The organism is Streptomyces sp. NPDC048584 (genome assembly GCF_043199595.1).
GTDB lineage: Bacteria > Actinomycetota > Actinomycetes > Streptomycetales > Streptomycetaceae > Streptomyces > Streptomyces edwardsiae.
Genome location: NZ_JBICWF010000002.1, coordinates 176,460 through 187,693, shown reverse-complemented (window position 1 = coordinate 187,693; position 11,234 = coordinate 176,460). Strand labels below are relative to the sequence as shown.

The window sequence follows — 11,234 nt, the reverse complement described above, 5'->3', positions numbered from 1 at the left end:
GTCGCCACCATGCCGCACCCGAACCGGGAGTCCGGGCCCGTGTCGCACCGGAGCCCGGGATCCGATTCCGCGCCGTGCCGGATCGGGTGGTCCGGCCCCTAGCCGTAACCGATTCCGGGGTCCCGTACGGGGCCGGACCCGCCGCGGCGGCTTCGCGCGGGCGGCGCCGCCAGGCCCGTACGGTCAGGGAGGTCGGCACCGCCACCAGGGTGAGCCAGGTCAGGGTCGCCGCTCCGGCCTGCCACCACACCGGGCCGAACCGGGAGAGTGACCCGGTGCCCAGGGGGCCGCTCGCGAGGGCGGTGAGCAGGGACAGGGCGGCAGCACACAGTGCGGCCGCCAGGGTCGCCGCGGCGGCGGTCCGGCCGGGGGCCCAGGCGGGGCCGGGCGGGGGGCCGCTTCGCGTCGCGCCCCGGCCCACGAACCAGCCGGTCACCAGCCCGGCCGTCACCGGCAGCACCCCCGCCGCCCAGTTGACGGCGGTGCCCGCCCCCGCGTCCGGTACCGCCGCGAGCAGCGGGAACGGCGGCAGCAGCGGGGCCGGCTCGGAGAACAGCGGGGTGACCCGGGTGCCGGTGCCGAGGAGGAAGCCGGGGCCGAGGGCGTACGCCGCCGCCCACACCGCGGCGTTCGGCGCCAGCGTGACGCAGAGCAGCAGTACGGCCAGCCAGCCCGACCAGCCCTCCGTCAGCCGCGCGAACGCCTGCCGGGCCTCCCCGCCGTGCCGGGCCAGCGACACCGTCAGCAGCAGCGCCCCTCCCCCGGTCAGCACCAGCGCCCCGGCCGCCGCCGCGCGCGCCACCACCCCCGGGCGGCCGTCCGGTCCGAGGACCAGATGGCGCAGCCGCCGGGGCAGCGCCGCGCCCAGCGGCCGTTCCAGCGGTCCGCTCGGACGGCCGTACGCCGTCCACACCCCCGCCCCGGCGGCCAGCCCGGCGACGAGCGGCACGCACAGCCCGGTCCACGGCCAGGCCGGCCGCAGCGCGTCACCGCCGGCGCAGTACAGCGCGGCGGGCGTGCCGACGGCGAGGTAGCCGGCGACGGTGCCCGCCCACGCCGTACGGCCGGGGACGAGCGGGGCGTCGCCGCCGGCGCTCCCCGCGCCCCCTTCCGCCGCGTCGCGGGCCGCCCGGTGCAGCAGCCACACCGGCAGCGCGAGCAGCAGCAGTGGGGAAACGCCCAGGGGCGCGGGGGTGCCGGAGAGGGTGTCGGCGCGGATCAGTTCGGCGCCGTGCGCGAGCAGCCACGTCGCGGCCGCGATGTGCAGGGCGCCGCCCGGTCCGCTGTCGGGGTAGGGGGAGCTGATCCACAGCAGGATCACGAGCACCGTGAGCGCGGCGAGCCCCAGCCCCGCCGCGAGGGCGCCGCCGAGGACGGCGGAGGCGAGCCCGGGCGAGCGGTCGCGCAACCGGAGGAGCAGGGCGGCCGGCGTGGTGCGGCGGGCGGTCATCTGGGTCACGCCGCCATGCTGCCAACGACACGCGCTTTACCGGCGTAACGAGCGAAGCCCGGCTGTGTCGCTCAATATACGTTTATGTACTTTTCTGTTCGGAGGGGCGTCCAGTGACTCGGAGTCCCGCCACGCCGCTCCCCCCGCCCGAGGAACGCCGACGGCTGCGCGAGGCGGGCTCGCTGACCCGGGCTCGGCTCGCGGAACGCGTGGGGGTCCGGCCCGACACGGTGCGCGCGTGGGAGTCCGGACGCAGCACACCGCGCGGCCGGAACCGGGAGACGTACGCGAAACTGCTGGCCGGTCTGGCACAGGAGGCCGTGGCCGTACGTCAGAAGGAGCAGGACATGACGGTGCTGACGGTGCGTCCGGACCCCGCCTCCGCCACACCTCCGCCCACCGCCTTCGCGCAGGCGCCCCCGCCGTCCCCCGCCCCCCGTGCGGAGGCCGCCGCCCTGACGCCCGCTCAGGCCTTCGACGCGTTGTACGCCTACTGCGCTCCCGCCCTCGTCCGGCAGGCCTATCTGCTCAGCGGGCGCCGGGACCTCGCCCGCGAGTCCGTGGAGCGCGCCTTCCAGCAGGCGTGGGACCGCTGGCCCGAGGTGGCCCGCGACCCCGACCCGGCCGGCTGGGTGCGGGCGGCGGCATACGAGTGGGCACTCTCCCCCTGGCACCGGTTCCTGCGCCGCCACCGCCGGCCCGAACCACCGCCCCCGGACACGGACGACCGCGCGCTCCTGGAGGTTTTGCTGCGCCTGCCGGCGCCGTACCGCCGCACGCTCCTGCTGTACGACGGTGTCGGCCTCGGTCTGCCCGAGACGGCGGCGGAGACGGAGGCCAGCACCCGGGCGGCGGCCCGCCGGCTGACGCTCGCGCGCGAGACCGTCGCCGCCCGGCTCCCCGCGCTGTCGGACCCGGAGGAGCTGCACCGGCGGCTGGCCGAGGTGGCGTCCACCGGGCGGCTGAGCGCGACGGAGCCGCCGGTGGTGCGCGGCGGCGGCGAGCGCAGGGCCAGATTCTGGACCCGGGCCGCCATCGTCTTCACGGTGGCCCTGATCGGCACCACGGCGCTCACCCTGCGCACCGCACCGACCCGCTACGAGCCACCGGTGCCGGCCGGGGAGACGGTCCGGGGCGTTCCGCCACGGGTCGCACCCGGCCCCCTGTCGGAGAAGGAGCGCGAGCTGCGCACCCGGCTGCGGGAGGAACTGCCGGGGGGACCGGAACGGCTGACGCCGCAGGCGTGGTGATCGGCGGCCGCCGCGGCCGGTGCCACACACGGACCGGCCGGCGCCGCAGGCGGGGCGGGCAGGCCGGCGCAGGCGCCCGAGGGACGACGGTGGGCCCGTCCCCCTGCGGGGAACGGGCCCACTCGTATCCGGTGCGCGGTGGCTCAGCCGGCGAGGATCGCGCGCGCCAGCTTCGCCGTCTCGGTCGGCGTCTTGCCGACCTTGACGCCGGCGGCCTCGAGGGCCTCCTTCTTCGCGGCGGCCGTGCCGGAGGAACCGGAGACGATGGCGCCGGCGTGGCCCATGGTCTTGCCCTCGGGCGCGGTGAAGCCCGCGACGTAGCCGACGACCGGCTTCTTCACGTTCTCCGCGATGTAGGCCGCGGCCCGCTCCTCGGCGTCGCCGCCGATCTCACCGATCATCACGATGAGGTCGGTGTCGGGGTCGGCCTCGAACGCGGCGAGCGCGTCGATGTGCGTGGTGCCGATGACCGGGTCGCCGCCGATGCCCACGGCGGAGGAGAAGCCGATGTCACGCAGCTCGTACATCATCTGGTACGTCAGCGTGCCGGACTTCGAGACCAGGCCGATACGGCCCGGCTTGGTGATGTCGCCCGGGATGATGCCCGCGTTCGACTGACCGGGGGTGATGAGACCCGGGCAGTTGGGGCCGATGATCCGGGTCTTGTTCCCCTTCTCCACGGCGTACGCGTAGAAGGCGGCGGAGTCGTGCACCGCGATGCCCTCGGTGATGACGACCGCGAGCGGGATCCCCGCGTCGATGGCCTCGACGACGGCGGCCTTGGCGAAGGCCGGCGGCACGAAGAGGACGGATACGTTCGCGCCCGTCTTCTCGATCGCCTCGGCGACCGTGCCGAAGACCGGGATCTCGTTGCCGTCGATGTCGACGGACGTCCCGGCCTTGCGCGGGTTCACGCCGCCGACGATGTTCGTGCCGTCGGCCAGCATGAGCTTGGTGTGCTTCATGCCCGTGGCACCGGTCATGCCCTGGACGATGACCTTGCTGTCCTTGTTGAGGAAGATAGCCATGGCTGTGTAGTCCCTCGTCCCTTACTTCGCAGCGGCCGCGAGCTCGGCGGCCTTGTCGGCCGCGCCGTCCATGGTGTCCACACGCTGCACCAGCGGGTGGTTGGCGTCGGAGAGGATCTTGCGACCCAGCTCGGCGTTGTTGCCGTCGAGGCGGACGACGAGGGGCTTGGTGACGTCCTCGCCCTTGTCCGCGAGCAGCTGCAGCGCCTGCACGATGCCGTTGGCGACCTCGTCGCACGCGGTGATGCCGCCGAAGACGTTGACGAAGACGGACTTGACGTCCGGGTCGCCGAGGATGATCTCCAGGCCGTTCGCCATCACGGCGGCGGAGGCGCCGCCACCGATGTCGAGGAAGTTGGCGGGCTTGACGCCGCCGTGCGCCTCACCGGCGTAGGCGACGACGTCCAGGGTGCTCATGACGAGACCCGCGCCGTTGCCGATGATGCCGACCTCGCCGTCGAGCTTGACGTAGTTGAGGTTCTTCTCCTTGGCGGCCGCCTCGAGCGGGTTGGCCGACGCCTTGTCCTGGAGGGCCTCGTGCTCCGGCTGGCGGAACTCGGCGTTCTCGTCCAGGGAGACCTTGCCGTCCAGGGCGATGACGTCACCGCCTGCGACCTTGGCCAGCGGGTTGACCTCGACGAGGAGCGCGTCCTCGGCGACGAAGGTCTTCCACAGGGTGACCAGGACGTCGGCGACCTTGTCGGCGACCTCGGCCGGGAAGTGCGCGGCCTCGACGATCTCGCGGGCCTTGGCGGGGGTCACACCCTCGTTGGCGTCGATCGGCGTCTTGGCGACGGCCTCGGGGCGGGTGGCCGCCACCTCCTCGATCTCCATGCCGCCCTCGACGGACGCGATGGAGAGGAAGGTGCGGTTGGCACGGTCCAGGAGGAAGGAGACGTAGTACTCCTCGACGATCTCCGGTGCCGTCTCGGCGATCATCACCTTGTGGACCGTGTGGCCCTTGATGTCCATGCCGAGGATGTTGGTCGCGTGCTCGACCGCCTCGTCGGCGGTGGCGGCGAGCTTGACGCCGCCGGCCTTGCCTCGCCCGCCGACCTTCACCTGGGCCTTGACGACGGACTTGCCACCGAGACGCTCAGTGGCTGCGCGGGCCGCCTCAGGCGTGTCGATGACTTCACCGGCCAGCACCGGTACATCGTGCTTGGCGAAGAGGTCCCTCGCCTGGTACTCGAACAGGTCCACGCGCTTCCGTCCCTATCAGTGATCTCGCGGTCGTTGGGTGCGTGGGCGTGCCGCGAAGGGCAACGTGACGTCCGCTGTGTCACAAGGGAGGCGCACACGGTGTCCGAGGGCGCGGCATGTCCATCTCGCAGGCTATCGCCGCATGGGTGACCTCTCTAAATCGCGGGTCACACGTGAGCGGTGATACCTGTCACATGATGCCGTCTTCACTGGCACGGCGTGCCGGGAGTGCGGGGCCTCACCGGGCTGGGGTTGACCCGGTGAGGCCCTTTCGAACAGCCCGGAGGGGTGGTGCACACCCTGTTCTCCGGGATGCGGGGTGACCGGCCCCCACCCCAATGGGGACCGGCCGCCCTTCCACGAGGTGCCGGCCGGACAGACCGACGGCTTTCGGCTGTCCGGGTCCGGATGCCCCGTGGAGTCCTTGTCACCCGTGAGTCGGACACGGGTGGTGCGGGGAGGCGAGCGGGCGGACCGCCGCGCTCTCGCGCATGGGCCCGCGGTGAGGTGAGGGGCTGTGCCTAGGCGGGTGAGACCGGAACGGCCCGGTACGGGTCCCGCTCACCGGTCGCCCCGGCGCGCTCGACGGCGCCGGGTGCGGGCCGCAGCGGCGGCCGGGGGTACGCGGCGACGGTGCGGGCGTCACCGCCGGGGCGCGGGGTGCCGTGGTCCACGGCCGCGCGGCCGCCCGTGACACCGTCCGGCCGGCCGGCGGGAGCGCCGGGGGCGTGCGGGGCGGGTTCGGCGTCCTGGGCGGACCGGTGCGCCGGGTGGGCGTCGGTCACCGGGACGGGGTCACGGGTGGGCTCCGGGCCGTGGGGGAAGGGGCCGGTGAGCGGTCCCGAGGTCCTGGCCTGTCCGTCCGGGACCTTCGGCTCGTCCTGGGTGTCCCGGTGGGGTGCGCGGGACGGCGCCCGCGTCGCGGTGTCCGGACGTGGGTCGGATGCGGCGGGCTCCGCAGGGGTCTGCTCCGGTACGCCGGCCGGTCCGGGCGGTGGCGCGGGCCGCGTGAGGCCGGGCAACTCGTCGTGCGTGGTCTCGTCCAGCCGGCCGGTCACCGCGCCGGCCAGTTCCGCGACCGGCCGCGCGACCCGCTCGTCCACGGTTCCTACGACGGTCCCGGCCAGCGGGCCGACGGGGCCGGCCGTGTCCGGGGGCGGCACGGTGAGGGCGTCGACGAGCGACGCGGGGCTGTTCGAGCCGGGCGGCGCGTCCGCGACCAGCGCGCCGAGGCCGGTCTCCGCCACCGGACCGCCGTCCGCCGCCTGCGCCCGCTCCCCGCCGCACAGCACGCCGAGCACGAACACCGCGCCCACCAGCAGCGCCAGCCGGACCGCACGCCACCCGGCCGCCGCGCGCATCGCGCGCAGAGCGGCACCGGGCACGGCTGCTGGCCAGGTCAAGGGGGCGGGTCCTCACGGACGGCGGGACGGCTGGGACACATGGCGTGTCCCTGATCGAACGGCGTCGATACTCGCACGGGACTCCCGAGGTTGCGCAAGCCCCGTGTTACCGATGGGTACTCATGTCCGTTATTACTGCTCTCCCATGAGTACGGTGCGCGCCCTCACCCCGCGTCCGGTATCGGCAACGGCCTCCTCTCGATCGCCGCCGCCATCACCTCCGGGAACAGCTCGGGTGTGCAGGCGAACGCCGGCGCGCCCAGCGCGGCGAGCGCCGCCGCGTGCTCCCGGTCGTAGGCGGGCGCCCCCTCGTCGGACAGCGCGAGCAGCGTCACGAACCGCACCCCGGACGCCTGCATCGCCGCGACCCGCTTCAGCATCTCGTCGCGTATCCCCCCTTCGTAGAGGTCGCTGATCAGCACGACCACCGTCTCCGCGGGCCGGGTGATCCGCGACTGGCAGTAGGCGAGCGCCCGGTTGATGTCCGTACCGCCGCCGAGCTGGGTGCCGAAGAGCACGTCGACGGGGTCGTCGAGCCGGTCGGTGAGGTCGGCGACCGCCGTGTCGAAGACGACGAGCTGGGTGTCGATCGACCGCATGGAGGCGAGCACGGCCCCGAACACGGACGCGTAGACGACGGACGACGCCATGGACCCGGACTGGTCGACGCAGAGGACGACCTCCTTCCGCACCGACCGGGAGGCGCGCCCGTACCCGATGAGCCGCTCGGGCACGACCGTCCGGTGCTCCGGGAGGTAGTGCTTGAGGTTGGCGGCGACGGTGCGGTTCCAGTCGATGTCGTGGTGGCGGGGCCGGCTGACGCGGGCACTGCGGTCGACGGCGCCGGTAAGGGCGGCCCGGATGCGGGAGGCGAGCCGTTTCTCCAGGTCCTCGACGACTTTGCGCACGACCGCGCGTGCCGTCTCCTTCGTCCTCTCCGGCATCGCCTGGTTGAGGGAGAGCAGGGTGCCGACAAGGTGGACGTCGGCCTCGACCGCCTCCAGCATCTCCGGTTCCAGCAGCAGTGAGGCGAGGCCGAGCCGGTCGACGGCGTCGCGCTGCATGACCTGGACGACGGAGGAGGGGAAGTAGGTCCGGATGTCCCCGAGCCAGCGGGCCACCGACGGCGCCGACGCGCCGAGCCCCGCCGCACGGTCCCGGTCCGGCTGCGGCCGGTCCCCCTTGCCGTAGAGCGCGGTGAGTGCCCCGTCCATCGCGGTATCCTGCCCGGACAGCGCGTGTCCGGTGCCGTCGGCCCGGCCCCCGCCGAGCACGAGCCGCCAGCGCCGCAGCCGCTCCGACGCCGGGTCCGTCACTCCCTGTTTCTCCGTCATCCCGCCACCCCCGGGTGAGCACCGCGCACTCCCTCGTCGTCCCCGGCCGGTCCCAGCAGCAGCCGGACGACCGGCAGCACGGCGTCCGCGCGGGCGGTGTCGAGCCCGGGGCCGAAACCGGGGGCGCCGGCCGCCGTGCCGCCGTGGGCGCCCGGCCCGCGCCGGACCAGTTCGCCGAGGGTGCGCCGCACACCTGTCTCGTACTCCGAGAACGTCCGCCGCAGCAGCGGCAGTACGTCCGTGAAGGCCTCCGCCGGTACGCCGGTCAGCCATGCGTCCACCAGGCCGAGCAGCCGCTCGTCGTGGACCAGGAGGAGTCCGCCGCCCGAGCTGCCGCCGACGAAGCCCTCGATCCAGGCGGCCGCGTCCGCCGGCGGTGTGCCCGGCGACAGCACCAGCCCCATGAGCCTCGCCGCCTCGTCCCGCGCGAGCTCCCCGTCGTCCAGCAGCAGCCGTACGGACCGCCCGCGTATGACGCCGGGGACGGTGTCCCGGGCGGACAGGGTGCGCAGCACCGACTGCCAGCGGGCGCGCAGCCGCCCGTGGCCGGGGGCGGGTGCATCGCCGAGAAGGGCCACCGCGCCGTGCACCGCGTCGACATGGCCGCGCATCTCCTCGGCGGCGTCCTCGTCCAGGGCGGCGCAGGCCGGGGGCAGTCCGACGAAGATCCGTGCGGCGAGTCCTGCGGCGACCTCGGCCAGTGCCGCGGTGCCGGTGCCGCGCACATCGCCGTAGCGCAGGGAGCGGACCAGGGCGGGCAGCGCCTGGGCGAGATGGCCGACGTCGGTGTCGAGGGCCGCGCGGTCGGCGAGTATCCGCATCACCGTGGGCAGCGCGTCGGGCAGTCCGGCCAGCAGACAGTGCTCGGCGAGCCCGGTGACCTCGGCGAGGCTTCGCGCGCCGATGGCGTCCGATTCGGCCTTGGCGGTCGCGGCGGCCGGTACGGTCGTCCCCCACACGCCCGCCTCGGCGACCCGTACGGACAGTTCGGGCTCCCAGCGCAGCCGCCAGGTCTCCCGGAAGGTCCCGGTGCCGCGTGCGGTGACGGGTTCGCCCCAGCCGATGCCGAGCAGCCGCATCCGGTGCAGCAGTCTGCCGCGCTCGGCGTCGGTCTCCTTGCGCAGGTCGAGCTCCAGCTCCCGCTCCCCCGCCTCGGGTCTGAGGCGCAGCCGGCGCTGGGTCCGGGCGAGGTCCCGCTGCAGCGGGACGGCGGGTGCCGCCGCCGGTACCTCCCCCAGTACGTCGCCGACGACCAGCCGGTCGTGCACCAGGGCCAGCGGTACGTCGGAGCCCTCGCACATCACCGCCCGTACGGCGTCGGTCGTCTCGCCGAGGCCGGGCAGCGGGCGTCCGCGCAGGGCCGCAAGGGTCTCCGCCAGCCGTACGGCCTCGATGACGTGGGCGGGGGAGACGATCCGGTCCTCGGACCGCAGCAGCCCGGCCACCTTGGTCAGCCAGCGCTCGACCGGCCGGTCCCGCGCGGCGAACAGATGGCCGTACCAGCCGGGGGAGTCGATGCCCGCGCCGTAGCCGCTTCTGCGGGAGAGCCTGCGGTGGGTCCAGGGCACCCAGGTCAGGTCCGTCTTCACCTTGGGCAGGCCCCTGAGGAGGGCGCGGTCGGCGGCGACGGTGGTCCCCCGTCGCAGTGCCGGCACGTGCCAGGCCCCGCAGACCACGGCCACGCCGTCCTCGGACTCGCGCCGCGCCTCCCGGATCCGCAGCCGCATGTGCGCCTCGCGCACGAGGTCCCGCTCGTGCCCCCCGCTGCCGTACTCCTCCCGAAGCACGGTCATGGCCTCCTCCAGCGCGGTGAACGGCGCGATCGCGTCCCCCTTTCCGGCGCCCCGGTGCTCGACGGCGTCCTCCCACCACCGCTCGGCGTCGTCGTACCCGGCGGTCTCGGCGAGCAGTCCGAGGGGGTCGACACGCGGGCCGTCGGGCTCGGCGCCGTCGTCGTCCGCCCGGGCGAGGGTGTGCGCGGCCGGCAGGTCGATGAAACGGGCCGGGACCTTGTGCTCCAGCGCCCAGCGGATCGCGACCCACTCCGGGGAGAACTCGGCCAGGGGCCAGAACGCGGAGCGGCCCGGTTCGCCGACCGCGTGGGCGAGCAGCGCCACGGGCGGGCGCATGTCCTCCTCGGCGGCGAGCGGGATGAGCGCGTCGGCCTCGGGCGGGCCCTCGATCAGCACGGCACCGGGCCGGGCCTGCTCCAGCACCGCCCGCACGGCCCGCGCCGACCCCGGCCCGTGGTGCCGCACGCCGAGCAGCAGCGGCTCTCCGGCGTCCCCCCTCCGGCCGTTCATCCACTCACCTCCCGGCAGGCCCGGTAGAAGTCCGCCCAGCCGTCGCGTTCGCGGACCACGGTCTCCAGGTACTCCCGCCAGACGACACGGTCCGCCGCCGGGTCGCGGACCACCGCGCCGAGGATGCCGGCGGCGACGTCCCCGGCCCGCAGCACGCCGTCGCCGAAGTGGGCGGCCAGAGCGAGCCCGCCCGTGACGACGGAGATGGCCTCGGCGGTCGACAGCGTGCCGCTGGGCGACTTGAGCTTCGTGCGGCCGTCGGTGGTGATTCCGTCGCGCAGTTCACGGAAGACGGTGACCACGCGGCGGATCTCGTCGATGCCGTCGGGCACGGCCGGCAGGTCGAGGGAGCGGCCGAGCTGGCGGACCCGGCGGGTGACGATGTCGACCTCCGCCTCGGGGGTCTCCGGAAGCGGCAGCACCACCGTGTTGAAGCGGCGGCGCAGGGCGCTGGAGAGTTCGTTGACCCCGCGGTCGCGGTCGTTGGCGGTGGCGATCAGGTTGAAGCCGTGGACCGCCTGCACCTCCTGGCCCAGCTCCGGTATCGGCAGCGTCTTCTCCGACAGGATCGTGATCAGCGTGTCCTGGACGTCGGCGGGGATACGGGTCAGTTCCTCGACGCGGGCCGTCATGCCGTCCGCCATGGCCCGCATCACCGGGCTGGGCACGAGGGCGTCGCGGCTGGGGCCGTGGGCGAGCAGCCGGGCGTAGTTCCAGCCGTAGCGGACGGCCTCCTCCGGGGTGCCGGCCGTGCCCTGCACGAGCAGGGTCGAGTCGCCGCTGACCGCGGCGGCCAGATGCTCGGAGACCCAGGTCTTCGCGGTGCCGGGCACGCCGAGCAGGAGCAGGGCGCGGTCGGTGGCGAGGGTGGTCACCGCGACCTCGACGATGCGGCGGGGGCCGATGTACTTCGGCGTGATCACCGTGCCGTCCGGCAGGCTGCCGCCGAGCAGGTAGGTCGCGACGGCCCATGGCGAGAGCCGCCAGCGGGTGGGGCGGGGACGGTCGTCCCGGGCCGCCAGCGCGGCGAGTTCGGCGGCGAATGCCTCCTCGGCGTGCGGGCGCAACACCTGTGCGGGCATGACGCTCCCGGAGCCGTTCGGCGGCTGGTGGACGGGCGTCGGTCCAACGGACACGGTCATGGCGGAGTCCCCCTTCGGCTCGGCCGGTGCGATCTGTGACCAACCGTGCACTACGCCACTGACAATCGCTCTGACCTGCGCAAATGTGCTCGCCGGGGCGATTGTCAGTGCCGGGATCTAG

8 protein-coding genes are annotated in these 11,234 nt (G+C 74.5%); 1 reads left to right on the top strand and 7 read right to left on the bottom strand.

Going from position 1 to position 11,234, the window contains the following annotated elements; genetic code table 11:
- The coding region (locus tag ACGFR9_RS05090; RefSeq protein WP_393203986.1) for a DUF6350 family protein at window positions 1–1,450 on the bottom strand (1,450 nt) is incomplete at its 3' end.
- Between the two features lie 113 nt (window positions 1,451–1,563).
- Here ACGFR9_RS05090 and ACGFR9_RS05085 point away from each other — a divergent pair.
- Window positions 1,564–2,700: a helix-turn-helix domain-containing protein gene (locus tag ACGFR9_RS05085; RefSeq protein WP_393203044.1), complete on the top strand. Its 1,137-nt coding sequence runs from the start codon at window positions 1,564–1,566 to the stop codon at window positions 2,698–2,700.
- A 143-nt stretch (window positions 2,701–2,843) separates the two neighbouring features.
- Here ACGFR9_RS05085 and sucD read toward each other — a convergent pair whose 3' ends face one another.
- The 6 genes from sucD to ACGFR9_RS05055 form a co-directional block, all read right to left on the bottom strand.
- Window positions 2,844–3,728, bottom strand: coding sequence for a succinate--CoA ligase subunit alpha (sucD, locus tag ACGFR9_RS05080; RefSeq protein ID WP_393203042.1), 885 nt, complete (start codon window positions 3,726–3,728; stop codon window positions 2,844–2,846).
- 21 nt (window positions 3,729–3,749) lie between these two features.
- On the bottom strand, window positions 3,750–4,931 hold the full coding sequence (sucC, locus tag ACGFR9_RS05075) for an ADP-forming succinate--CoA ligase subunit beta (protein ID WP_311644793.1): 1,182 nt from the start codon (window positions 4,929–4,931) through the stop codon (window positions 3,750–3,752).
- Window positions 4,932–5,452: 521 nt separating this feature from the next.
- A complete protein-coding gene (locus ACGFR9_RS05070) occupies window positions 5,453–6,334 on the bottom strand; it encodes a hypothetical protein (protein ID WP_393203040.1) in 882 nt (293 codons plus the stop codon).
- 164 nt (window positions 6,335–6,498) lie between these two features.
- Complete coding sequence (locus ACGFR9_RS05065; RefSeq protein ID WP_393203038.1) at window positions 6,499–7,668, bottom strand: VWA domain-containing protein; 1,170 nt, start codon at window positions 7,666–7,668, stop codon at window positions 6,499–6,501.
- Complete coding sequence (locus tag ACGFR9_RS05060; protein ID WP_393203036.1) at window positions 7,665–9,971, bottom strand: DUF5682 family protein; 2,307 nt, start codon at window positions 9,969–9,971, stop codon at window positions 7,665–7,667. The genes ACGFR9_RS05065 and ACGFR9_RS05060 overlap by 4 nt, the downstream gene beginning before the upstream one ends.
- Window positions 9,968–11,113 (bottom strand): AAA family ATPase, encoded by a 1,146-nt coding sequence (locus ACGFR9_RS05055; protein WP_393203034.1) that lies wholly within the window; start codon window positions 11,111–11,113, stop codon window positions 9,968–9,970. The genes ACGFR9_RS05060 and ACGFR9_RS05055 overlap by 4 nt, the downstream gene beginning before the upstream one ends.
- Between the last annotated feature and the right edge of the window lie 121 nt (window positions 11,114–11,234).

Coding starts and splice junctions, on each gene's coding strand:
- sucD (WP_393203042.1), bottom strand. CDS start 3,728: ATGGCTATCTTCCTCAACAAGGACAGCAAGGTCATCGTCCAGGGCATG.
- ACGFR9_RS05065 (WP_393203038.1), bottom strand. CDS start 7,668: ATGACGGAGAAACAGGGAGTGACGGACCCGGCGTCGGAGCGGCTGCGG.
- ACGFR9_RS05060 (WP_393203036.1), bottom strand. CDS start 9,971: ATGAACGGCCGGAGGGGGGACGCCGGAGAGCCGCTGCTGCTCGGCGTG.
- ACGFR9_RS05055 (WP_393203034.1), bottom strand. CDS start 11,113: ATGACCGTGTCCGTTGGACCGACGCCCGTCCACCAGCCGCCGAACGGC.